The sequence below is a fragment of the Actinomyces sp. HMT 175 genome (genome assembly GCF_016694895.1).
GTDB classification, from domain to species: domain Bacteria; phylum Actinomycetota; class Actinomycetes; order Actinomycetales; family Actinomycetaceae; genus Actinomyces; species Actinomyces oris.
This window is the reverse complement of record NZ_CP068012.1, coordinates 1,914,537-1,938,606: the sequence shown is the minus strand read 5'-3', so window position 1 is coordinate 1,938,606 and position 24,070 is coordinate 1,914,537. Positions and strand designations below refer to the sequence as shown.

The following is a 24,070-nucleotide window of genomic DNA, read 5'->3' as shown; positions in this document are numbered from 1 at the left end:
CTTAATATGGAAAGTCTGCTTGTCTATCGCGGTCATGTCAAGTCCCTTTGTCGTGCCTGTCCCCGCCTCAACCGCCCGCGCTGTTAGGGTGGCACCCGTGCACCTCAAGACGTTGACGATCAAGGGATTCAAGTCCTTCGCCTCGTCAACCACCCTCCGCCTGGAGCCCGGCATCACCGCGGTGGTCGGCCCCAACGGCTCCGGCAAGTCCAATGTCGTCGACGCCCTGACCTGGGTTATGGGGGAGCAGGGCGCCAAGAACCTGCGCGGCGGCTCCATGGCCGACGTCATCTTCGCCGGTGCCGGCTCCCGCCCGGCCCTCGGGCGCGCCGAGGTCTCACTGACCATTGACAACACCGACGGCGCCCTGCCGATCGACTACACAGAGGTCACCATCTCGCGCACCCTGTTCCGCGGTGGCGGGTCGGAGTACCGCATCAACGGCAGTCCCTGCCGCCTCCTCGACGTCCAGGAGCTCCTCAGTGACACGGGCCTAGGGCGCCAGATGCACGTCATCGTCGGGCAGGGGCAGCTCGACGCGGTCCTGAGCGCCACGCCTGAGGACCGCCGCGGCTTCATCGAGGAGGCCGCAGGCGTCCTCAAGCACCGCAAGCGCAAGGAGCGCGCCCTTCGCAAGCTCGAGTCCATGGCCGCTGACCTCGCCCGCGTCGCCGACCTCACCCAGGAGCTGCGTCGCCAGCTCGGCCCCCTGGCCCGGCAGGCCGCCATCGCCCGGCGCGCCCGGAGCATCCAGGTCGAGGTCCGTGACGCCACCGCCCGGCTCCTGGCCGACGACGTCGTCCAGGCCCAGTCCCTCCTGGAGGCCGGTGACGAGGATAAGGAGGCCCTGGCCCGGCGCCGCAGCGCCGTCGAGGAGGCCGAGCGCGTCGCCAGGGCGCGCCTGAGCGAGCTGGCCGCCATCGAGACCACCTCCGCCCAGCGACTCGCCCGGGCCGGCAGCATCTGGGAGGAGCTCACCGGCGCGGCCCAGTCCCTCGGGGCGCTCGCGGACGTGGCCGGCGAGCGGATCCGGCTCCTGGCCTCCGCCCCGGCCCCGAGCCACGGCACCGATCCTGAGGAGCTCGAGCGGCGGGCCGAGGCCGCGGGCCGTGAGGAGGCCGAGCTCGCCGACACCCTCGAGGCAGCCCGCACCGCGCTCAGCGACGCCACCCGGGTGCGTGCGGACGCGGAAACCGCCGAGAAGGCAGCCGACCAGGAGCTCTCAGCGGCTCAGCGTCGCGTCTCAGAGAGACGTGAGACCATCGCCCGAGCCGGCGGACGCGTCGCCTCGGCCCGCAGCCGCCACGAGGCCAGCCTGGCCGCCCTCGAGCAGGCGCGCAGCGCGCTGCGCGCCGCCGAGGCTCGCGAGGACAGCGCCCGGGCCGCCCTGGCCGAGGCCGGGGGAGAGGCGGAACCGGCGCAGGCGGCCGCCGGTGGTGCGCGGGACGCCGTCGTTCCAGCGCAGGCACCTGCCGAGGCCGGCGCGGCTGCCGACGCGGCGGTGCGGGCCGCCGCCGTGCATGACGAGGCCGCACGCCGCCTGGCCCAGGCCCGTGAAGCGGTCGCGGCCGCGACTGACGCCCGCCGGGAGGCGGCCTCCGACCGGGCCACCTGGACTGCCAGACGCGACACCCTGGCCATCTCCTTGCGTGGCCAGGACGGCACGGCCGCGCTGCTGCAAGCCGGTATCGACGGTCTCCTCGGACCGCTTGCCGAGCACCTCAATGTTGAGCGCGGCTGGGAGAACGCCGTCGCCGCCCTCCTGGGAGCGCTCGCCGAGGCCGGCCTGGCCACAGATGCCGAGGCGGCCCTGGCCGGGCTGGATCATGCCCGAAGCCAGGACCTCGGAGCGGTGCGACTGGTGCTGGCTGACGACCCCTCACTGGGGGGCGCCGACGCCGATGATGAGGCGGAGCCGGCTCCCGTTGACGGGGCCCTGGCGGCTCGCGGCCTCGTCAGTACCGCGCAGCTGGGGCGCCTCGAGCAGGTCCTGGACCGGCTGCTCAAGGACTCCTGGGTGGTGGAGGACCTCGAGGCCGCCAGGGCCCTGCGCGCAGAGGTGCCCGACGACGTCGTGGCCACCCGCAGCGGCGACGTCCTGGCGCCCGGCTGGGTCGCCGGGGCCGGCCGGGGGGCCTCCTCGGTCCTCGAGCTCACCGCGGCCCACGAGGAGGCCGACGCTGAGGCCGCTGCCGCCGCACAGGCCGAGACTGAGGCCGACGCGGCCCTGGAGGAGGCCCGTCGCCAGGAGGACGCTGCTCGCCAGGTGCTCAGCGAGGCGCTGTCCGCCCTGCGTCAGGCCGACGCCGAGGCCGCCCGGGCTGCCGAGGCGATGGCCCGCCTGACCTCCGCCGCCCACGCCGCCGCCGAGGAGACCGGGCGTGCTCGCCGGGTGTTGGAGCGTGCCGAGGCCGAGTCGGTCCAGCGCACCGCCGAGCTGGCAGCCGCCACTGCCGCACTGGCCGAGGTGGAGGGCGGGGATGAAGCCGCAGAGGCTGTCGAGGGCGCCGACGGTACGGGTGTCTCGGGGAAGAGTGGTGCCGACAGCCTCGAGCGCGCCCTGGAGGCTGCCCGACAGGAGCGCGAGGCCGCTGCGGATGCTGCGCGCCAGGCCCGTGCCGCCGAGACCGATGCCAGGCTCGCCCTGCGCACTGCAGAGGAGCGCGAGCGCTCCGGCCGCGGGCGCGCCGACTCGCTGCGGGCGGCCGCACGGCGTGAACGCGACCAGCGCGCTGCTGCCGAGCGGGCCCAGCAGCGCCGCAGCGCCCAGCTGGCGGTCGCCACCCACGTGCGGGACCAGGCGCGCGCGGCCGCCGAGGCGGCGCGCACCAGTGTGCAGCAGGCGGCCGATGAGCGCGCGGCCATCGAGACCGAGCGCTCCCAGGCCCTGGCTGCCACCAACGAGGTTCGCGAGGAGATCGACCAGCTGACCAAGGAGCTGGGCAGTCTCACCGATGCCGCCCATCGCGAGGAGGTGGCCCGGGCCGAGCAGCGCATGCGACTGGAGGCTCTGGCGGAGCGCGCCATGAGCGAGCTCGGCCTGGAGTTGGACCCCCTCGTGGAGGAGTACGGACCGCACATGCTCGTCCCCGAGCTCAACGAGGAGGCTGATGCCGCCTCCGACCCTGGCTCCGCCGCGGAGCAGGACGCCGCTCAGGCGTCGGCCGGCGGCTCAGGCCATCTGGGCCGCCCCTACGTGCGTTCCGAGCAGGAGAAGCGCCTGGCCAAGGCCTCGCGCGATCTTGCCCGGCTCGGCAAGGTCAACCCGCTGGCCCTGGAGGAGCACGCGGCTCTGGAGCAGCGTCACCAGTTCCTGGCCGAGCAGCTGGCCGACCTCAAGCGCTCGCGGGACGACCTGCTGAGCATCGTCGAGGAGATCGACGCGCGAGTTCAGGAAGTCTTCGCCCAGGCCTACGAGGACACCGCCCGTCAGTTCGCCTCCGTCTTCGATCGGCTCTTCCCCGGCGGGGAGGGGCGGCTGGTGCTCACGGATCCCGATGACATGCTCACCACCGGCATCGAGATCGAGGCGCGCCCCGCCGGCAAGAAGGTCAAGCGACTCTCCCTGCTCTCAGGAGGGGAGCGCTCGCTGGCCGCCGTGGCACTCCTGGTGGCGATCTTCAAGGCACGGCCCTCGCCCTTCTATGTCATGGACGAGGTCGAGGCGGCCCTGGACGACACGAACCTGGGGCGGTTGCTGGAGATTTTCACCGAGCTGCGGCGCTCCAGCCAGCTCATCATCATCACCCACCAGAAACGGACCATGGAGGTGGCCGACGCCCTCTACGGCATCACGATGCGCGACGGGGTCACCAAGGCTGTCTCGCAGAGGCTGGCCCAGCCCGACCGCGGTACGGCTGTGACTCCTGATGTCTGAGTGAAACGTGATGGGAATGTGATAGACTGCTGACAGCATGACGCTCGTTTTCAGATATGAGCCATTGTTGTGTCAGGAAGTTGTCAGGTTTTGTTGTTGATTGGACGACAAGTGCGTGCAAAGTCTGGTCAGATCGTAATTCGCAAGGCAGAATCCTAACTATGGGTGTCATGATTCTTCCCCTCGTTGTCGTGCTGGTTGCCGGCCTGCTTGTGCTCGGCATGGTTTGTGCTGAGCGCTTCCCGGTGCGCTCTTGGCCCTCACGCATTCGCAGCGTGGTCCGCAACTCCCAGGAGGTGCGCCTGGCGGAGCAGGACGTCGAGGTCGAGGTCGTGCCCCAGGAGGTCAGCCTGTCCGACCTCATGACGCGTGAGGGGCCGGCGGCCTACGCCGGCACCGAGGGCTTCGGAGGGTTGGTCGGCGTCGTCGGAAAGGCGATGGACGCTGCCGAGAGGACCCGTGGCTCCGCCGGCGCCCGGCGTCGCGCTCAGGCGCATGAGCCGGCAACCGGTGGTCTGTCGCAGTCTCAGAGTTGAGTAGCGGCGGCCTTCTCGTGAAATACTGCGGTCAACGTTTTTTTCACGACTATGCGATGCCGCGATGACGCTACTTCTCGATGAAATCCTGGCCGTGGGAGATCGCCGCTCCGATACCCTCTCGCACTTTCTCTCACTGTCCTAGAGCCGCCTTGGTCTCAGGGCGATACGGCTCAATGGGCAATGCCGCTACGACGGCGGCCCATCCTGCAGCACGTCAACAGGCGTGCTGCAGTTTTCTTCATGCCACAGCTGCGTCGCACGCCGATAACCCCCATGCCGTCGTGCCGTCCGCGGGTGAGAGGCGACCCGGGCAGGCCGACCCCGCCACAGGGAGCCCATGATCGGGCATGATGGGCCCATGGAACCGATCCTCATCGTTCTCGGCATCATCCTGGTCATCGTCATCGGAGGAGGGCTGTGGCTCTACACCGGCCGACGGCGGGGCCAGGTCTCCGACGAGATCAGCGCCCACCAGCCGATGTCCGTGGAGGACCTTCTGCCCTCGGAGGGCGAGGACACCGATGAGGATGCGGAAGGGGCGGGCGCCGCCAAGCCGGCTGCGACGCTGGAGTCCCCCGAGTCCATCCCGGGACGCATGCAGCGCCTGCGCGCCCGCCTGGCCGGTGCCGGCGGCTTCGGCAAGGCGGTCCTGTCCGTCCTGTCCCGAGGAGACCTCACCGAGGAGGACTGGGAGGAGATCGAGGACACCCTGCTCACCTCCGACCTCGGCATCGAGGTGACCACCTCCCTCATGGACGAGCTGCGCACCCAGGCCAAGGTTCTGGGAACCTCCGACCCCGAGGCGGTTCGCACTGTCCTGCGCGCCGAGCTGCTCAAGCTCGTCGACCCCTCCCTGGACCGCTCCCTCAACCTGGAGCGCCCCACCCCGGCCGAAGGGGCCCAGGGCAAGCCCGCGGCAGCCATCCTCATGGTGGGGGTCAACGGCACCGGCAAGACCACCACCTGCGGCAAGCTCGCCCGCGTCCTGGTGGCTCAGGACAAGACCGTCGTCCTGGGAGCGGCCGACACCTTCCGCGCCGCGGCGGCCGAGCAGCTGAGCACCTGGGGCGAGCGCGTGGGCGTTGATGTCGTGCGCTCCGAGAAGGAGGGCGCCGACCCCGCCTCGGTCGCCTTCGACGCAGCCCGTGAGGCCGCCGATCAGGAGGCTGACGTCGTCGTCGTCGACACCGCCGGGCGCCTGCAGAACAAGGCCGGCCTCATGGATGAGCTGGGCAAGATCAAGCGTGTCATGGAGAAGATCGCCCCGGTCGGCGAGATCCTCCTGGTGCTGGACGCCACCACCGGCCAGAACGGCATGCGTCAGGCCCAGGTCTTCTCCGAGGCCGTGGGCGTCACCGGCATCGTGCTCACCAAGCTCGACGGCACCGCCAAGGGCGGCATCGTCGTCACTGTCCAGAAGGAGCTGGGCGTGCCCGTCAAACTCGTGGGCCTGGGGGAGGGCGCCGACGACCTGGCCCCCTTCGACCCGGAGGGCTTCGTCGACGCGCTGCTGGGCTGAGCCCGCGAACCGACGCCCCAGCGCTACTCGATGATCCACCCCTTCTGGGCGGCGATGTGCACCGCCGCGGCCCGGGTGGGGGCTCCGGTCTTGGCCATGGCCTGGGACAGGTGGTTCCGGGTGGTTCCCTCCGAGAGATGGACCCGCCGGGCGACCTCGGAGACGGTGGCGCCGTCGGCCGCCGCCTGAAGAACCTCGGTCTCCCTGGCGGTCAAGGGGGAGTCCCCGAAGATGAGCGAGTCGGCGGCCAGTGCCGGGTCGACGACGCGCAGCCCGGCATGGACCCGGCGCACCGACTCGGCCAGCTCAGTGGCCGGGGCGTCCTTGACGACGAAGCCGTGCGCCCCGGACTGAATGGCGCGCCGCAGGAATCCGGGACGCCCGAAGGTGGTGACGATGAGGACCCTCGTGGCCGGCAACCGCTCCAGGAGGCTCGCGGTCGCGCTCAGCCCGTCGGTGCCGGGCATGTCGACGTCCATGAGGACGACGTCGGGCCGGTGCTCGAGCGCGACGGGCAGAACATCGTTCCCGTTCCCGACCTGGGCGACGACCTCGATATCGGTCTCCAGGGCGAGCAATGCGGCCAGTGCCCCGCGCACCATGGCCTGGTCGTCGGCCAGCATCACTCGGATCATCGCTCAGCTCCGTCTACTCAAGGTTCCTCAGGGCCGACGACACGAGTGCTCGCCGGAGTTCGGGATGCGCGCGACCGGGTCACTGGCCCGCGTCGGGCGCCATAGGTGAGGATAGACGGCGGGCGCGCACCCTCAGGACGGTGCCGCTGCCACTGGAGGGGGCCTCGATGGTGAGGTCGGCGCCGTTGTCCTCGCAGCGCTGGCGCAGCCCCTCCAAGCCGTGACCGTCACCGGCGGCGGCCGAGTCGAGCCCGATACCGTCGTCGGCCACCTCAATGGAGTCGGCGCTCAGCACCACCCTGCAGTGCGAGGCGTGGGCATGGCGCACGATGTTGGTGACGCCCTCGCGCACCACCCAGGCGAAGAGCTCGCGCAGCTCGGGATCGACGATCTCGACGGTCAGCGGGAGGTCGGCGCGGATGCCGGCCGAGGTCAGGACGTTGGTGGCGCGCGCCAGCTCGCCGGCCAGGCTCAGCTCGCGGTAGCTGTTGACAGTGGCGCGCACGTCGGCCAGGGCAGAACGTGCCAGGGACTGAACCTCGGTCAGCTCCGCCTTGGCCTGATCGGGTGCGGCATCGACGAGTCTGGTGGCGAGCTCGGTCTTCAAGGCGATGACTGTCAGCGAGTGCCCCAGGATGTCGTGCATGTCCCGGGCCATGCGGTTGCGCTCCTCGTTGATCTCCAGCTCGTGGGTGCGCTGCTCCAGAACGCGGGCCACCCGCCGCTGCTCCATGATGTAGCGCCCGAAGACGCAGGCGCCGCCCGCGCCGAGTAGAGCGATCCAGGCGCCTTCACTTGCGGACCAGGAGGGACTCATCCTGGGAACGAGGAACAGTGTGCCAGCGAGGATCGCGATGGGGCCGATGGCCGCCTGCCAGGGCAGGGAGAAGGCCAGGACGACGGCCAGGAAGACCACCAGCTGCAGGCTCTGAGGGCCCACGCCGAGGGCGGCCCCGATCGCTGTGAGTGCGCCGACCACGATGAGCAATGGACTCAGGCGGCCGGGCCAGGTCAGCCCTTGCCGCACCCGTCTCACGCTGAGCGAGCAGGCGGCATACAGGCACGCGCAGGAGACGATGGCGCTGACAGCGCCCCACACCCCGCCGCTGGTTCCTCGGGTCAGCCCCTCCCTGACGACCGGAACCATGGAGGCGGCCCACGCGATGCCCCAGCCGACTGCCACAACGCGGGTGCGGCGCGCCCGCGCCTCGGCCAAGGAGGAGGCGCGGGCTTTCATGACCCTGATGGTACTCACGGTCTCACACCCGGGCGGTGTCCCGGCCCATCTTCCAGGCGGCCCCGCCCAGGAAGACGGCGAGCCAGGTCAGCACGTTGACCACCCACCACCAGGAGAAGCTCTCTGCGCCCATGGGCCACAGCGCCAGGTTGTGCAGCCCGTACATGGGCGTGAAGCTGCCGATGCGATCCATGGTGGAGCCCGGTGTCAACGGGATGAACATGCCGCCGAGGAAGGCGAGCAGGGCCATGAGCGGGCCGACCACCTGCATGGCGTTGTCCGAGGGCAGGAGGTAGCCGACGAACAGTCCGAAGGCGACGAAGACCAGGGAGCCGAGCCAGATGATGAGAGCCGAGGAGATCCAGACCTTCGCAGGCATCTGCGCGTGACGCAGGGGGCCGCAGGCGTAGACGGCGCCGATGGCCAGAGCGCTGATGAGCATCCCCACGATCGCCTTGGCGGTGATGTAGGCGATGGGCTTCAGCGGCGTCAGACGCAGCTGGCGGCTCCAGCCCGAGGCCCGCTCGTTGCTCACAGCCGCCCCTGCCCCGGTGGTGGTCATGAGGGCGCCGTACAGGGCCATGCCGATCATCATGTTCGCCACGACATTGCCGTTGCCGTAGGGCATGGCCGAGTAGTCGGTGGTGGTGAACATGAGGAAGAAGGCCACCGGAAGAACGATCGAGAAGATGACGGAGCGACGGTTGCGCAGGCGCCGGCGCACCTCGAGCGACAGCAGGGGAAGGCTCAACCCTCCCAGCGGGGGCGTGGTCCGGGAGGACAGATCGAGGCGCTTGACTACTGATGAGGCGGAGGAGGACTGAGAAGAGGACATTGCGGTTCCGATGGAGGACGTGGACGGGAGGGTGACGGTGCTGCTGGGGCGGACGGAACGGCTCATGCTGACGCTCCGGTACTGGGGGCGGAGGCACTGTCGCTGGTCAGGGCCATGAAGGCGTCCTCCAGGCCTCGGCTGGTGATCTCCAGATCCTTAGCCAGGTGATCGCTAAGCAGGAGCGCGGCAACGGCGTCGCTGTCGGTCGAGCTCAGGGCGAGCGTGCTGCCCAGGATCTCGACGTCGTGGACCTGCCCACGGTTCTGCGCATCGGCCAGGGCGTCGCGCAGCCTTTCGGGAGCGCAGGTCAGGGTGGCCCTCAGGGTGCGGCCGCTCACGGAGGCACGGATCTCCGCGGCGGTGCCGTCGGCGATGATGCGCCCATGACGCATCAGGACGATCCGGTCAGCGAAGGCGTCGGCCTCCTCGAGGTAGTGCGTGGCGAAGACGATGGTGCGCCCGCGCTCGGCATCGGCGTGGATGGCCTCCCAGAAGCTGCGGCGCCCCTCGACGTCCATGCCCGTGGTCGGCTCATCGAGGATGAGCAGTGCCGGATCGCTCACGAGCGCCATGGCGAAGCGCAGGCGCTGCTGCTGGCCTCCGGAGCACTTCTTGACGATGCGCGAGGCGAAGTCGGTGACGCCGGCGCGGTGCATGGCCTCCTCGGCGTCGATCCGATGGGAGAAGAGACTCGCCGTCAGCTGCACCGTCTCACGCACGGTGATGTCGGGCAGGAGCCCGGCGGTCTGCATGACTGCGGCGACCAGGCCCCGGTCGACCGCTTGGCGCGGGCTCATCCCGAAGACTCTCGCATCGCCGTTGGTGGGGCGGCTCAGTCCCAGGATCATGTCGATCGTCGTCGTCTTGCCTGCGCCGTTGGGGCCCAGGAGGGCGACGACCTCGCCGGGGCGGATGGTCAGGTCGACACCGTCGACGGCGGTGACGTCACCGAAGGACTTGTGCAGATCGGTCAGTCGGACGGCGTCCATGTGGTCCGTCCGGGGGTCTTCCGTGACGGTGGCCTCCAGGCCGGTCCGAGGCGTTGCTGTGCTCATGGCTCAAGACTCGCCCCGCGTCGGCTGCGGTCCATGGCCCATCGGTCATCACCTGCTCATGACATATCTCAGGGGTCACCGGTCGGTGAAATACGGCGGAATACCGGGAGAAAACCTGTGTTCGAGGTGGAGGGGGCCGGGACCCTGGGACATGACGCGGGGGAACGTATCCGGCTGGAGAGTGTGGGGTCAGTCCCGGTCCGGGCGCGGGGGAGAGGACGGGCCCCTCTTGCCGCTATCCTGGGTCACAGTCGAGGTGAGCGCCATGGCCCATGGGCCTGGACGCTCCACCCTCACCCGCCCTGAAGTCTCCCGACCAACGCGCCCGACGGCGCCAGGAAGGACCATCGCGTGTTCGGCAACCTCTCCGATCGCATCACCGCCTCCTTCAACCAGCTGCGCGGCAAGGGTCGTCTCACTGAGGCCGACGTCAACGCCACGGTCACCGAGATCCGCCGCGCCCTCCTGGAGGCTGACGTCGCCCTGCCCGTGGTGCGCGCCTTCACCGCAGCGGTGCGCGAGAAGGCGGTCGACGCCGCCCGCTCTCAGGCCCTCAACCCGGGCCAGCAGGTCGTCAAGATCGTCAACGAGGAGCTCATCGAGGTCCTGGGAGGCCAGACCCGGGAGATCCACTGGGCCGACCGCGGCCCCACGATCATCATGCTCGCCGGTCTCCAGGGTGCGGGTAAGACCACCCTGGCCGGAAAGCTCGGACGCTGGCTGCGCGACCAGGGCAAGCGCGTCCTGCTGGTGGCCTCCGACCTCCAGCGCCCCAACGCCGTGACCCAGCTGAGCGTCGTCGCCGAGCGCGCCGGGGTGCACGTGTGGGCGCCCGAGCCCGGCAACGGCGTGGGCGACCCGGTGGCGGTGGCCCGCTCCGGCGTCGAGCACGCGCGTACCAGCGGTTACGACGTCGTCGTCGTGGACACCGCCGGCCGCCTGGGTGTGGACGCCGAGATGATGGACCAGGCGATCCGCATCCGCGATGCGGTCTCCCCCCACGAGATCCTCTTCGTCCTGGACGCCATGGTCGGTCAGGACGCCGTCAACACCTCGGTCGCCTTCCGCGACGGCGTCGGCTTCACCGGTGTGGTCCTCTCCAAGCTCGACGGCGACGCCCGCGGTGGTGCGGCCCTGTCCGTGCGCGGCGTGACCGGCGCCCCGGTCCTGTTCTCCTCCACCGGTGAGGGCCTGACCGACTTCGAGCGCTTCCACGCCGACCGCATGGCCTCGCGCATCCTGGACATGGGTGACCTGCTCACTCTCATCGAGCAGGCCGAGCGGACCATGGACCGCCAGGAGGCCGAGGACGCCGCCGCCAAGCTCGCCAAGGGAACCTTCACCCTCGACGACTTCCTGGGACAGCTGCGCCAGATCCGCAAGATGGGCTCCATGAAGAAGCTCCTGGGCATGATGCCCGGGATGGGGCAGATGCGTGAGGCTCTGGACAACTTCGACGAGCGCGAGGTCGACCGTATCGAGGCGATCGTGTGCTCCATGACGCCCGCCGAGCGCAAGGACCTGTCCATCCTCAATGGCTCTCGCCGCAGCCGTATCGCCAAGGGCTCGGGGACCACGGTCCAGGCCGTCAACGAGCTCGTGGACCGCTTCGAGCAGGCCAAGAAGATGATGGAGGCCATGGCCTCCGGCGGCATGGGCGGACTCGGTGAGGGCGGTCCCATGCCCGGCATGGGGTCGCTGCCTGGCATGGGCAAGCACTCCAAGGCCCGTCAGGCCCCCAAGGCCAAGCGCGGCAAGGGCGGCAAGAAGGGGCGCAGCGGCAACCCCGCCAAGGCCGCCCGTCAGGCCAAGGAGGCGGCGGCCGCCAAGCAGGCAAAGATCGAGGGCGGACAGGGGGCTGCGCCCGCAGCCGGCTCCTCCTTCGGGCTCGGAGGTGGCCAGGGCGATGCCTCCGGCTACGGGATCATGCCTCAGGCCCAGCCGCAGGCCCAGACCGGCGCACAGCCCTCGGGCGACGACGTCGCCGACGCCATGAGCGCCCTGCCCGAGGACCTGCGTCGCCACCTCGGGCTGTAGGAGCCAGGCCCGCTTACAACCAGCCGTTGGTCTCGGCGGTGCGGGCCGCCTCGGTGCGGTTACGAGCGTGGGTCTTGGCGATCGCCGAGGACAGGTAGTTGCGCACCGTGCCCTCACCCAGGCTCAGCCGCGTCGCGATCTCTCGGGCATCCGCACCCGTGGCCGCCGCCAGCAGAACCTCCTTCTCCCGCTCGGTGAGAGGATTGGGGCCGAGCAGTACCGACTCCTGGGCGAGCTCGGGGTCGATGACCCGCAGGCCCGCGTGAACCTTGCGGATCGCCTCGGCCAGCGCCTCGGGAGGGGTGTCCTTGACGATGAAGCCCGCAGCCCCTGCCTCCATGCCCCGTGAGAGATAGCCCGGGCGACCGAAGGTCGTCACGATGAGGCACCGGCACGGCAGATCCGAGTCGACGACCTCGGCGGTGGCCGCCAGCCCGTCGCGCCCCGGCATGTCGATATCCACCAGGGCAACGTCCACGGTGTGCTCGCGCACTGCGTCCAGGACCTCGTCGCCCCGCCCCACCTGGGCCACGACCTCCAGATCGCTCTCCAGTCCCAGAAGCGTCGCCAGAGCACCGCGCACGAGGGCCTGGTCATCGGCGATGAGCACGCGGATCGGGCTCACGGCAACCTCACCTCCAGTCTGGTTCCGCCGGTCGTCACGCCAGCGGAGTCTGTCGTGCCGGTGCCGGATGAGTCAGTGCGAGGGGTGAGTGGACTAATGATGGTGAGGGAACCGTCCTCCTGCTCGCAACGGGCACGCAGGCCCGCCAAGCCGTTGCCGGGCTTGTCACCGGCCAGGCCGACACCGTCATCGCTCACCCGCAGCAGCCCCGGCTCCAGATGCACTGCCACAGTGGCCGCCTTCGCGTGCCGGACGACGTTCGTGGTGGCTTCACGCAGGGCCCATGCCATGAGGGCACGCTGACGCTCAGGAATGTCCTGGGCGCTGCCGGTCACATCCACATGGATCCGGGCGGCGCTCAAGACGGTACGCGTGGCCTCCACCTGGCTGGCCAGGTCCGGGGACCGCAGGCGTGTCACCGTGGAGCGCACGTCGGCAAGGGCTCCACGGGCCAGGGTGATGACCTCGTCGAGCTCTCGGGAGGCGGCGGCCGGGTCACGCTCGATGAGCCGGCGGGCGACCTCGGCCTTGAGAGTGAGCACCGTCAAGGAGTGCCCCAGGATGTCGTGGACGTCGCGCCCGAGCGCCTCTCGCTGGGAGACAAGGGCGAGCTCGCGCTCGGCGGCTGTTCTGCGCTCCTGAAGCTCCAACGCGATGCGGGCGATGATGATGGTCAGTCCCGATAGTGCCGCGCCCAGCCCCAGCCAGCGTGACTCCGAATGCGTGTTCCATGCCAAAGAGGTAGCCGTCAAGACAACGACCGCGGTGATGACGGTCGGGATTCCCCGACGCAGCGTCGTGGAGAACAGGACCAATGAGCACAAGAAGGGGAAGAAGTAAGCGGTCCACCAGCCCAGAGCCGGCAGTGCCAGCACAGTGAAGACAATCAGGGCCGCCAGTTTGCCCAGAAGGACGCGAATCGGGAGATCAGGCAGAGGCTTCCCTGCCCGCACCACGTGGGGGTCCTGTGTGGAGAAGGCCCAGACGTAGGTGACGATGAACCCTATGACTCCGGTGATTCCCAGCAGGCGCTGCCACTGGGCGAAGGAGCCGAGGAGAAGCTGGACGAGGGGAATGACCAGGCAGAACACCCACACTGTGGCGTCCCAGACGATATGACGGCGATAGCGGTGCCAGGGGCGGGAACGGGACCGCTGTGCCCCAGACGATGATGCCGTCAGGTCGGCTGAGTCATGCAGAGGCTGCGACATGGCCATCTCTGGTCTCACCGGCGCCTGGTCGCCCGACGTCGGGCCCCGTTCACCAGCAGCCCGAAGATGAGTGTCCACACCACCAGGTTAGCCAACGGCATCCACAACGGGTCCTGAACACCCGCTTGCCGATCCGGCACGTAGGCCCACCCCTCACCCAGCGGCCACCTGGCCAGCGCCGTTGCCCCGTACATCGGGGTGAAGCGACTAATCGTCAACAACGTGTGGCTCAGGGGCATGAAGGCGTTGCCGATGAAGGCGAACAAGGAGACCAAGGAGGTCGCGATACCGATCGATGCCGAGGACGGCAGCCACATCCCGGCGGCCAGCCCCCACAGGACGAAGGGCAGAACCCCGATCAGGCAGATGAGGGGACTGACGGCCCAGACCCAGCCCTCCATCCGCGAGTCCGTCAGTGCCCCGGCGGCGAGCACGACGACAACGGGAAGAGCCGCCGTTCCCACCGCGGTGCCGGTCTTGACCACCAGGTAGCCGCGCAGGCCCCGGGAGGTGACAGCCATCTGCCGGCCCCAGCCCGCAGACTGCTCGACAGCGGCCGCCGCCGAGGCGCTCGTGGCACCCAGACAGGCGCTGAAGGAGGCCATGGCGAGCATCACCGATGCCGAGACATTGCCGTGAGCGTGCGGGCCGTAGTCCCCGGCGGAGGCGTTCAACCGGCCGAAGACGAGGTACATCGCCAGAGGGAAGGCGATGACGAAGAAGAGGTTGGCCGGCTCGCGCAGGCTCCGGAAGAGGTCCAGCCAGAGGTAGGTCAGGAGGGGGCGCGCGGGTCTGAGTCCTCTCGGACGAGGTGATCGGCCTGCGAGCTCGCCCGCGTCGGGATCGACAGGGGAGCTGGATGCTGAGGAATCAGAGGGTGCTTGGGATGTCGCGATCATGATGCGGCCTCATTGCAGGTAGTGATGGTGGTCAGGGTGAGGTGTGGCTCAGGCCTCTACAGGGCTGCCTCATCAGAGCCGTCGGAGGTCAGTGCGGTGAAGACCTCGTTGAGGCTCGCGGCGCCGATACCCAGGTGCTCGGCGGGGGTGGCGCTCAGCAGCCAGCGGGCAACGGCATCGGAGTCCGTCGTGCGCAGCTCCACGTGCTCACCGTGGATGACCGCGTGCTTGATGCTGCCGGCCGCGGGGCAATCGGCCAGGTGCTGCCCCAGTGACTCCTCGGAGAGCCCGGGCCAGGTGGCGGTGACCAGGGCGCCATCGCCCAGGGCCCGGATCTCATCGACGTTGCCGTCGGCGACCAGGCGGCCGTGGGCAATGATGACGATGCGGTCGGCGAAGGAGGCCGCCTCCTCCAGGTAGTGGGTGGCGAACAGGACGGTGCGGCCGCGGCGGGTCTGGGTGCGCATCGTCTCCCAGAAGGCGATCCGGGCGCTGACGTCCATGCCGGCGGTGGGCTCGTCCATCACGAGGAGGTCGGGGTCTGGCAGCAGAGCAAGGGCCAGGCGCAGGCGCTGGCGCTCACCTCCCGAGCAGCGGCTCACTCTGCGGGTGAGGAGCTGGCCAAGATTCGCCTGGTCGACGACGTCGTCGAGCCTGGAAGCGTGCGAGATGCTGTCGCAGTGCCGGGGTCCCATCGAGGCCACGACCCGCAGGGTCTCCCCAACGGTGAAGTCGTCCAGGAGCCCGCCGTCCTGGAAGATGACACCCACGCGACTTGCCTGGACCGCCTGGTCGGGGGAGGTCCCCAGAAGCTCGATCGTCCCGGCGTCGGGCCGGGCCAGCCCCAGGACCATGTCGAGGGTGGTGGACTTGCCCGCGCCATTGGGGCCCAGGAAGGCGACCACCTCTCCGGGCCGGATGGTCAGGTCGAGGTTGTCGACGGCGACGATGCTGCCGAATGTCTTACGCAGACCACGGGAGTTGATCGCGGGGGCTGGAGGCGTGCGCCCGACCTGAGGGCAGGAACTCGGGGAGCGAGTGACGGGGGCTGCGGTGGTTCGGATCATGGCCCCAGGTTCCCGCCGGCCCGCGGCTCCCGGTACTGAGCGCTGTCACCGCTGCCGCATGACACCTGTCATGCAGCAGCGGGCTGTGCGTCATGCCGTCGTGTCCTCAGGACTGCGGTGCGTAGCCGACCAATGTGGAGCCGTCGATCGCGACAATGAAATCCTGGCGCCAGACGGGGATGACTGCTCCACGGGATGTGATGGGCAGAGGAGCCATCGGCGTCTTCGATGCCGTGTCGATGATGAACACCGCACCGATCTCACTGCTGGCGGAGCGGCCGCGTATGGTGAGCGTGCGCTTGTCGGAGCTCAGTTTCCAGGAGCTCTGGAACTGCGCACGGGCCGGGGTGTTCCACGTGGCTACATCGTCGGACAGCGTCAATGGGTATCCATGAAGACTGCAGTGCGTGGCATCGGTGCAGGTGAGGTCGATATCGGCCCAGCTCGTGTCACCCGACTCGTAAGCGGCCCTGAACTGGGACAGCGAGGGTTGGTGGCCATCCTTGATGAGGAGGGACGCAGTGGAGCCCCTGAGGGTGAAGGACTCCGCGGGTGCCCCATTCTTGGAGAAGGTGGATGCTGTCGAGCTGTCTGGATCGATAGTGACCCAGCCGTCACTAGCGGAAAGCAGCTGAATGGGGCGCCCTTGACCGTTCTTCTCCGGTGAGAGGGGCACAAGGGAGCCGTCGCTCGTCGAAAGAACTCCGATTCTGGAAGAGTCTTTGGGGGAGCTTTCAACGGACACCGCGATCGACTCTGATGATGGTGTTCCATCGGCATGGTGCCAGAGTGGGTGGACTGATGTGAAGTCGTAGGTCTGCTGCCAGCGCTGAGTCGGCTCGCCGTTATTCCAGTCCCAACCCGTGCAGGTGCTGTTCGCGTCCGAGTACGAGGAGCTGCATGAGACGGCTGTGTTGTCATTGGCGACGAAGCTTAAAGACTGGAAACCCGATGGGAGTTCAGTCGTCCTTCCTGTTGTGGGGTCAAGAACCTGGCCGTTCAGTAGCAGTTTCCCTCCCCACCAGTGTCGGTAGCCGGTGGTGAACGTATATCCTAGCGATGTCGACCAGATCTTCTTGAGCTTATTGCCTTCAATGTGGAATCCTGTCAGATCTGTCTTATCGTCGTTCTTGTGGTGAATGACAACGATATAGTGCCCGCACGCGTAGGTGTCCCACGTGAAATCGTTCTCCCATTCCGGGAGACCGGTGTTAAGACTCCACGTCTTCTTCCATGAAGAGCCTTCCGTTTGATGTCCTTCCATCTCGCAGGAGGCAGGCGGAGGTGGTGGAGGAGAGGCGCTCGGTGCAACGTGTGACGTGGAGTTCACGGCCACTCGCCCAGCAATGACCAGTGCCGCCACGCAGAAGGTTCCAAGAAGGATCGCGGGCCACAGCCCTACTGCGTGGTGGGGCTTCACGGACTGTGCGTTCCCGGTCAGGGGCTGTGGGGTGCGCCGGGTGTGCTTCGGTCCGGTCGTGGCGCTCTCGTGGTCGGCGCCTGAGGGCAGTCCGTCCGTCGAGGGGGTGCTGGGAGGGCGGATCGACGTCGGAGTGCCCTGTCCGGAGCGTGGTGGTCGGATCGATGAGCTCTTGCCGGGCGGCTGGATGCCGCGGTTACCGAAGGGGAGAAGCCTCATGGGCGAAGCATGCCCCGGCGTCGTGGGCCGCGCTGGGGTTTGACCGGTGCGAACCGTGCGGGTTGAGTCTATCGGTGTGGTGCCCCATTGAAGGGGCACGCGCAGGCTCGGAGTCGACGTCGCCTGTGGGCGATCTCGCACCGAGTGGTGGGGCGGCGCCCCCGGCTCGGGCTGGCGACCTCCTCGGAGGCTCTGGCAGAATGTCCGGCTGTACTCGGTCGGACGTCGGTCCCTCTCCCGGCCCCGGTCGCGTCTCGGCTCACGCCGGAAACCGTTGCTTGACCCCACCGGGGACCAGCGCGCGCCAAACCATCCAGAACCAGGAGTTCAACCAAGTGGCAGTCAAGATTCGCCTCAAGCGCATGGGCAAGAAGTTCGCCCCCTTCTACCGGGTCGTCGTCCTCGACTCCCGCAAGAAGCGCGATGGCCGTGTCATCGAGGAGATCGGCGTCTATGACCCGATGCAGGAGCCCTCGCTCATCAGCATCGACTCCGAGCGCGTCCAGTACTGGCTCGGCGTGGGCGCTCAGCCCTCCGACGCTGTCTACAAGCTGATTAAGATCACCGGCGACTATCACCAGTTCAAGGGCCTCAAGGGTGTTGAGAGCACCCTCAAGGTCAAGGACGCCGACGCCGCCGCGGTCGCCAAGCAGGCCGCGGTCAAGGCCGCCGCCGACGACGCTGAGAAGCGCAAGGCCGCCGCCGCCAAGGCCAAGGCCGACGAGGAGGCCGCTGCAGCGGCCGAGGCCGCCGAGTCCAAGGCCGAGGAGTCCGCCGAGGACCAGGCCTCCGATGAGGCCGCCGCCGAGGAGGCCTGAGATGCTGGCCGACGCCCTCGAGCACCTCGTACGGGGCATCGTCGACAACCCTGACGACGTCACCGTCACCTCCCGGTCGCTGCGCCGTGGCGACCTGCTGGAGGTGCGGGTCAACCCCGAGGACCTCGGCCGAGTCATCGGCCGCTCGGGCCGTACTGCTCGAGCACTGCGCACAGTGGTCGGAGCGCTGGCGGACTCGCCGGTGCGCGTCGACGTCGTCGACACCGACCGCCGCTGAGCGCAGGGCCTTCAGGTCGGTGCAGTAGGCCGCCTCGGCCTCGGCCGGTCTGATCGATCAACGCCGGTGCCCGGTCCCCGCCCAAGGGGGCCGGGCGTCGTCGTCCCTCGGGGCGGGCGCTCCTGCGCCACCGGCGCAACCACCGCGGCCAACAGGAGAATGGTCCGCATCGAGTTGGCCAACCTCACTCCGGCGGTGCGCCACCTCATCCCCGCGGCCGATGGGAACGCAGACCACGGCGCGGTAGGTTGGCCGCAGACATCCAGACCTTCCGGACAAACCGTTCCATGCCCCGATCCCAGGAGAACAGGTGCTGCTCACCCTTGCTGTCGTCGGTCCCGCCCATGCCCTCAAGGGCGAGGTGCGTCTCGAGATCCGTACCGATGACCCCGAGGGCCGTCTCGCACCTGGAACCACCGTCCCCACGGAGCCGGCCCACGCGGGCCCGCTGACGGTCAGCCGTCTGCGTTTCGACGGCTCGCGCTGGTTCGCCGCCTTCGAGCAGGCGCGCGACCGCACGGCTGCCGAGGCCCTGCGAGGAGTGAGGCTCCTGGTCGAGACCGACGACGACCAGCGCGGTGAGGGCCCTGAGAACTCCGAGGAGGCCTGGTACCGCCACGAGCTCGTCGGTCTACGGGCACTGAGCGTCTCTGGTGAGGAGCTGGGAGAGGTCACTGACGTAGAGCCCGGCGTCGCCCAGGACCGGCTCGTGGTCACCACCCCTGAGGGGGACGATGTGGCCGTGCCCTTCGTTGAGGCTCTCGTACCGGCCATCGACCCCGAGGCCGGCACCGTGACGCTGGCCCCGCCCGGTGGCCTGTTCCCCGGACGCGGCCAGGCGGAGGAGGCCAGGTGAGGATCGACGTCGTCACCATCTTCCCCGACTACCTCAAGGTCCTCGACCTCTCCCTCATCGGGAAGGCGGCCGACCGCGGCCCCCTCGACCTGCACGTCCACGATCTGCGCGACCACGCCCACGACCGGCACCGCACCGTTGACGACACGCCCCTGGGCGGTGGGGCCGGCATGGTCATGAAGCCCGATGTGTGGGGCGAGGCTCTCGATGAGGTGCTCGCCGTGGACACCCCCGGTGCGCCCCGTCAGGTCCTCATCGTCCCCACCCCCGCCGGGGAGGTCTTCACCCAGCGCACCGCCGAGGACCTGGCCGGTGCCGAACGCCTGGTCTTCGCCTGCGGCCGCTACGAGGGCATCGACGCGCGCGTGCCCGAGCACTACGCCTCCCGCGGCATCGAGGTGCGCGAGCTGAGCATCGGCGACTACGTGCTCAACGGGGGAGAGGTCGCCACCATTGTCATGATCGAGGCCATCGCCCGACTCCTGCCCGGGGTCCTGGGCAACCCCGAGTCCCTGGTCGAGGAGTCCCACGGAGTCGCCGGCCTGCTGGAGTACCCCGTCCACACCCGCCCCACCCGGTGGCGAGGCCTGGAGGTCGACCCCGTCCTGCTCTCCGGCGACCACGGCCGTATCGCCCGAGCCAGACGGGACCAGGCCCTCACCCGCACCGTCGAGCGCCGACCCGACATGATCCGGGCCCTGGACCCCGCCGGCCTGGATCGTGAGGACCGTGCGCTCCTGGCTCGCCTGGGGTGGGCGGTCCCGGCCGGGGCGGACCACCCGGTTCCGGTGCGCCTTCGCAACGCCACCGCCGACGACGCCCACGCCCTGGCCGAGCTCGCGGCGCGCACCTTTCCCGATGCCTGCGGTAACGTCATCGACCCCGAGTTCCTCGAGCGCCACATCGCCACGAACCTGGTTCCCGAGCTGTTCGCCACCTGGGCCGACGACGACCGCGTCGACCTTATTCTCGCCGAGCTGCTGGAGCCCCCGTCAGTGCGGGACGGCGGCCTCGAGGGGAGGGCGAGCACGAGCACCGCTCCGGCCCTGGTCGGCTACGCCGCAGTGCTGCGCGAGGAGGCCGACTCCGACGGGGAACAGCCCCACGGGATCGACCCCCGTCCCGCCTGCGTGCGGCCAGCCGGGGGAGAGGCCGTCGGCGAGCTGTCCAAGGTGTACGTCGACGCCGCCATGAGGGGATCCGGGCTGACCCCCGCGCTCATGGACGCCGTGACACGCCAGGCCGGCGCCCACGGAACAGACCTGCTCTGGCTCGGCACCCACGTCACCAACAAACGCGCCCAGAAGGCCTACAAGCGGGCCGGCTTCCGCCAGGTCGGCACCCGCACCTACAACGTCGGTGGCCAGGACGCCCACGACGTCGTCATGACCCGGCGGACAGGAGAAGGCCTATGAGCAGCGCACCCGACCAGAGCCCTCAGGGCAGGATCCATGATGAGGCGGATGAGGACGTGACCTCGGGCAGGCACCTGCGGACCGACCATGACCGCCGGAACAACCACCGGCACAAGGACCGCGCCGGCGAGGACAGGGCCGGGGCCGGCGAGGCCACTGAGCCGGCCTCGATGGGGGAACGGATCGCCTCCCGCCTCAAGCAGTGGGGCATTACCCTGTCCTACCTGGTCGTCGCCGTGGCGATCATCGCCCTCATCCGCACCTTCATCATCCAGAGCTTCACCATCCCGTCGGGCTCGATGGAGAACACCCTCAACGAGGGCGACCGCGTCACTGTGACGATGTACGACTCCGACAAGGTCCACCGGGGTGACGTCGTCGTCTTCACGGACCCTGACCACTGGCTGACGACCCAGGAGCCCACTGGCCTGCAGGGCGCCGCACAGGACTTCCTCGTCGCGATCCGTATCTTCCCCCAGAACGCCGGCCACCACCTCATCAAGCGGGTCATCGGAATGCCCGGTGACCACGTCGTGGCCGATGGGAAGGGCTCCTTGACCGTCAACGGCGTCGAACTCCATGAGGGATACCTCAAGCCCGGCCGGTCGGCCTCCGAGGTCGCCTTCGACGTCACCGTCCCCGAGGGCTACATCTGGGTCATGGGCGACAACCGCTCCAACTCCTCGGACTCCCGCTACCACCAGAACGATGTCCATCGCGGCTTCGTACCCCTGAGTAACGTCGTCGGCGTGGCCAAGAACGTCGTATGGCCCTATTCCCACTGGTCCAGCCTCACCTCCGGGCAGGAGGTCTTCTCCCAGGTTCCCAAGCCGACCTCCACCCCCACGGCGCTCCCCGCCGGAGCGGCCGCGCCGGCGAGCAGGCTGGCGGGCTCCGGGGACTGACCGCCCCGAATGCGTACCGGGGCGTGAGAAAGGCGTGAACTCAGGCACGTCGAGGCTGACGCTCTCGTCCGTGGACTGAGCCTGTGGCAAACTGAGCGGGCACTTGGGTCCTGCGGCTCCTCTGCCACTGGGGAGGCGGCCGCTGTGAAGGAGCCCGGGAGCGTCCACCTCCGGCGCTGCCCCGCACGGCGCGGCGCCGCCGAACCAGCACTCCTGACCAGTGGCACGGGTGTGGAGAGAAACATGAACCTGATCGACGAGATCAACGCCGCATCACTGCGTGACGACATCCCCTCCTTCCGTCCTGGGGACACCCTCAAGGTCCACGTCAAGGTCGTTGAGGGATCGCGTACCCGCGTCCAGGTCTTCCAGGGCGTCGTTATCGCGCGCCAGGGCGGCGGCGTCTCGGAGACCTTCACCATCCGCAAGGTCTCCTTCGGCGTCGGTGTTGAGCGCACCTTCCCCGTCCACACGCCCTCCATCGAGAAGATCGAGGTCGTCACCCGGGGCCAGGTCCGCCGCGCCAAGCTCTACTACCTGCGCAACCTGCGCGGTAAGGCCGCCAAGATCAAGGAGCGTCGCGAGGACTGAGCGCCTGCACTCTCCAGGCGGCGCCCGGAGCCCACGGGTTCCGGGCGCTCGCCATCTCCCACCGCCGTGCAGCGGTGGACCCATGTCCATCAATTCCGGGGAAGGAGCACGGTGAGTCCGGTGCAGGATGGGGCCGACGACGTCGGGCTGGACCTGAAGCGGGCCGATCCCTCTCAGATCGGCCGGACCTCCAGGTCCGCGATCACACCGGCCTGCAGCTCCCCGTCAGCGGACTCCCCCCAGGAGAGCCGCACGGCTCCTGAGGCCGCCGAGGAACCTCCCAGTGCGGCCCCGGTCGACGACAGCGAGCAGTGGGACTACGACCCGTTCATCGACCCCGACGCCGAGCCCGAGCCCGATGACGAGCCCACCGAGCTGCCCCCTTCCATCCCGCCCCGCCGGCAGGTGGCCCCCGCCATCCCCCCGCCGCAGGCCAGCCCGCTGTACCAACGGGTCATCAGACTGGTGCTCGTCGTGGTCGTCGTCATCCTGGTGCCGGCTCTTCTACGGTCCTACGTCGTCCAGATCTACGAGATCCCCTCGGGCTCCATGGAACGCACCCTGCGTGACGGGGACAAGGTCGCCGTGCCCATGTACGGCTCCGACGACGTCGAGCGGGGTGACGTCATCGTCTTCTCCGATCCCGACGACTGGCTTCACGTCAAGGAACCGACGGGGCTTCGCGGCGCCACCCAGAGGCTCATGGTCTCAGTGAACCTTTTGCCGGAGAACACCGGCCATCACCTCGTCAAACGGGTCGTCGGTGTCGGCGGTGACCATGTGGTCGCCGACGGGAAGGGGACACTGAGCGTCAACGGTGTCGCGATCAAGGAGCCCTACGTCAAGGACGGTCAGTCCCCGTCCCTGACCTCCTTCGATGTCACCGTCCCCCAAGGCTACGTGTGGGTCATGGGGGACAACCGCTCCAACTCGGCCGACTCCCGCTACCACCGCGACGACGCCCATGGCGGCTTCGTGCCGCTCAAGAACGTCGTCGGGGTGGCCAAGGTGGTCTTCCAGTGGACGCACCTGAGCCGGTGGGGGCTGCTGTGGGGAGGGGAGCGCGCCTTCTCAGACGTCCCGGCGCAGGAGGCGACGCCGCCGGCACCTCCCTCGTCTCCCGCTGCCCCCACGGGTGACGGGGAGACGGGTTCCGAGGAGGAGGCCCCCTCCCCGGCCCCCGAGGGCAGGGACTCCGATGACGTTGGCACTGGTGGCGAGGGGGCCGGTGTTGATGACGGGCCGCAGACCGGACCCGGCGGGCCGGCTGACGTCCCGGACGTCTCCGTACACTCCTCCGGCCAGGAGCAGGCTGCGGGGAGAACGAGGTGAGTCCTCGAGGACGCACCCGCCCCGACCGGTCCCTGGAGAAGGCGCTGCTGGAGACCTACGACTACGTCGGCGGTCTGGACGAGGTCGGTCGCGGGGCCCTGGCCGGACCGGTCAGTGTCGGGCTGGCGATCGTGGCGCGGCGCACCGACGATGACTTCCCCGAGGGACTCGCCGACTCCAAGCAGCTGACGGCCCGGGCCCGAACCGGCCTGATCGAGCCCGTGCGCGGCTGGCTCGTGGACCACGCCGTCGCCCACGCCTCACCGGCGGAGATCGATGAGCACGGCATCATCGGGGCCCTTCGGGTGGCGGGTCTGCGGGCCCTGCAGCAGGTCGCTGATCGCGGTCACGCCCCCGGCGTCATCATCCTCGACGGCGTGGCCGACTGGCTCACCGCCGCCCAGCCTGACCTGCTCACCGCCCTGGAGGGCACTTATGCCCCAGAGGACAGTCCCGAGCCCGCTGAGGTTCCCTCCACCCCGCCGGTGCGCATGGAGGTCAAGGCCGACGCCCGGTGCGCCGTCGTCGCCGCGGCCAGTGTCCTGGCCAAGGTCGAACGCGACCGCCTCATGGCCGATCTCGATGACCCCGGCTACGGCTGGGCCTCCAACAAGGGCTATGCCTCACCGGCCCACGTCCGGGGACTCACCGCCCTAGGGGCCAGTGACCAGCATCGACGCAGCTGGCACCTGCCCGGCCTGGACAGGCGCCACCGCTGACGGCGCCGCCTGACGCGGGTG

General features: G+C 69.3%; 21 protein-coding genes. 12 read left to right on the top strand and 9 right to left on the bottom strand.

Annotated elements, in window-relative coordinates:
• Positions 1–97 precede the first annotated feature (97 nt).
• The 3 genes from smc (at position 98) to ftsY (ending at position 5,935) form a co-directional block, all read left to right on the top strand.
• Positions 98–3,877, top strand: coding sequence for a chromosome segregation protein SMC (gene smc, locus JJJ14_RS08255; protein ID WP_201443832.1), 3,780 nt, complete (start codon positions 98–100; stop codon positions 3,875–3,877).
• 161 nt (positions 3,878–4,038) lie between these two features.
• Positions 4,039–4,413: a hypothetical protein gene (locus tag JJJ14_RS08250; protein ID WP_010613567.1), complete on the top strand. Its 375-nt coding sequence runs from the start codon at positions 4,039–4,041 to the stop codon at positions 4,411–4,413.
• Positions 4,414–4,774: 361 nt separating this feature from the next.
• Positions 4,775–5,935, top strand: a complete 1,161-nt coding sequence (ftsY, locus tag JJJ14_RS08245) for a signal recognition particle-docking protein FtsY (RefSeq protein WP_201443831.1) — start codon at positions 4,775–4,777, stop codon at positions 5,933–5,935.
• Between the two features lie 23 nt (positions 5,936–5,958).
• Here the strand turns inward: ftsY and JJJ14_RS08240 are convergent, their stop codons facing one another.
• From JJJ14_RS08240 to JJJ14_RS08225, 4 genes are all read right to left on the bottom strand, one after another.
• Complete coding sequence (locus tag JJJ14_RS08240; RefSeq protein ID WP_009407399.1) at positions 5,959–6,570, bottom strand: response regulator transcription factor; 612 nt, start codon at positions 6,568–6,570, stop codon at positions 5,959–5,961.
• A gap of 79 nt (positions 6,571–6,649) precedes the next feature.
• Entirely contained in the window at positions 6,650–7,807 is a 1,158-nt protein-coding gene (locus tag JJJ14_RS08235) for a sensor histidine kinase (protein ID WP_201443830.1), read from the bottom strand.
• A gap of 22 nt (positions 7,808–7,829) precedes the next feature.
• Entirely contained in the window at positions 7,830–8,558 is a 729-nt protein-coding gene (locus JJJ14_RS08230; RefSeq protein WP_201445130.1) for an ABC transporter permease, read from the bottom strand.
• 146 nt (positions 8,559–8,704) lie between these two features.
• Positions 8,705–9,697 carry an ABC transporter ATP-binding protein gene (locus tag JJJ14_RS08225; protein ID WP_236592775.1) on the bottom strand — a complete coding sequence of 331 codons (993 nt, stop codon included), beginning with the start codon at positions 9,695–9,697 and terminating at the stop codon, positions 8,705–8,707.
• A gap of 351 nt (positions 9,698–10,048) precedes the next feature.
• Between JJJ14_RS08225 and ffh the strand changes: the two genes are divergently transcribed.
• Entirely contained in the window at positions 10,049–11,734 is a 1,686-nt protein-coding gene (gene ffh / locus JJJ14_RS08220; protein ID WP_201443829.1) for a signal recognition particle protein, read from the top strand.
• 13 nt (positions 11,735–11,747) lie between these two features.
• Here ffh and JJJ14_RS08215 read toward each other — a convergent pair whose 3' ends face one another.
• From JJJ14_RS08215 to JJJ14_RS12615, 5 genes are all read right to left on the bottom strand, one after another.
• Positions 11,748–12,359 (bottom strand): response regulator transcription factor, encoded by a 612-nt coding sequence (locus JJJ14_RS08215; RefSeq protein WP_010613576.1) that lies wholly within the window; start codon positions 12,357–12,359, stop codon positions 11,748–11,750.
• Complete coding sequence (locus JJJ14_RS08210) at positions 12,356–13,450, bottom strand: sensor histidine kinase (RefSeq protein ID WP_201445126.1); 1,095 nt, start codon at positions 13,448–13,450, stop codon at positions 12,356–12,358. The genes JJJ14_RS08215 and JJJ14_RS08210 overlap by 4 nt, the downstream gene beginning before the upstream one ends.
• A 134-nt stretch (positions 13,451–13,584) precedes the next feature.
• Complete coding sequence (locus JJJ14_RS08205; protein ID WP_201443828.1) at positions 13,585–14,469, bottom strand: hypothetical protein; 885 nt, start codon at positions 14,467–14,469, stop codon at positions 13,585–13,587.
• A 56-nt stretch (positions 14,470–14,525) separates the two neighbouring features.
• A complete protein-coding gene (locus tag JJJ14_RS08200) occupies positions 14,526–15,536 on the bottom strand; it encodes an ABC transporter ATP-binding protein (protein ID WP_201443827.1) in 1,011 nt (336 codons plus the stop codon).
• A 106-nt stretch (positions 15,537–15,642) separates the two neighbouring features.
• The gene (locus tag JJJ14_RS12615) at positions 15,643–16,899 is read right to left on the bottom strand and encodes a hypothetical protein (protein ID WP_236592773.1); all 1,257 of its coding nucleotides are present in this window, start codon (positions 16,897–16,899) and stop codon (positions 15,643–15,645) included.
• Positions 16,900–17,510: 611 nt separating this feature from the next.
• Here JJJ14_RS12615 and rpsP point away from each other — a divergent pair.
• The 8 genes from rpsP to JJJ14_RS08155 all read left to right on the top strand — a co-directional run bounded on the left by rpsP (position 17,511) and on the right by JJJ14_RS08155 (position 24,049).
• Positions 17,511–17,993, top strand: a complete 483-nt coding sequence (rpsP, locus tag JJJ14_RS08190; protein ID WP_009407308.1) for a 30S ribosomal protein S16 — start codon at positions 17,511–17,513, stop codon at positions 17,991–17,993.
• Position 17,994: 1 nt separating this feature from the next.
• Entirely contained in the window at positions 17,995–18,231 is a 237-nt protein-coding gene (locus JJJ14_RS08185) for an RNA-binding protein (RefSeq protein ID WP_003786440.1), read from the top strand.
• 310 nt (positions 18,232–18,541) lie between these two features.
• Positions 18,542–19,087: a ribosome maturation factor RimM gene (gene rimM, locus JJJ14_RS08180; protein WP_201443826.1), complete on the top strand. Its 546-nt coding sequence runs from the start codon at positions 18,542–18,544 to the stop codon at positions 19,085–19,087.
• Positions 19,084–20,502: a tRNA (guanosine(37)-N1)-methyltransferase TrmD gene (gene trmD, locus JJJ14_RS08175; RefSeq protein WP_201443825.1), complete on the top strand. Its 1,419-nt coding sequence runs from the start codon at positions 19,084–19,086 to the stop codon at positions 20,500–20,502. The genes rimM and trmD overlap by 4 nt, the downstream gene beginning before the upstream one ends.
• Positions 20,499–21,407: a signal peptidase I gene (lepB, locus tag JJJ14_RS08170; RefSeq protein WP_201443824.1), complete on the top strand. Its 909-nt coding sequence runs from the start codon at positions 20,499–20,501 to the stop codon at positions 21,405–21,407. The genes trmD and lepB (JJJ14_RS08170) overlap by 4 nt, the downstream gene beginning before the upstream one ends.
• Before the next feature lie 243 nt (positions 21,408–21,650).
• Positions 21,651–21,998: a 50S ribosomal protein L19 gene (gene rplS, locus JJJ14_RS08165; protein WP_003786428.1), complete on the top strand. Its 348-nt coding sequence runs from the start codon at positions 21,651–21,653 to the stop codon at positions 21,996–21,998.
• 111 nt (positions 21,999–22,109) lie between these two features.
• A complete protein-coding gene (gene lepB / locus JJJ14_RS08160; RefSeq protein WP_201443823.1) occupies positions 22,110–23,330 on the top strand; it encodes a signal peptidase I in 1,221 nt (406 codons plus the stop codon).
• The gene (locus tag JJJ14_RS08155; RefSeq protein ID WP_201443822.1) at positions 23,327–24,049 is read left to right on the top strand and encodes a ribonuclease HII; all 723 of its coding nucleotides are present in this window, start codon (positions 23,327–23,329) and stop codon (positions 24,047–24,049) included. The genes lepB (JJJ14_RS08160) and JJJ14_RS08155 overlap by 4 nt, the downstream gene beginning before the upstream one ends.
• Positions 24,050–24,070: the final 21 nt, after the last annotated feature.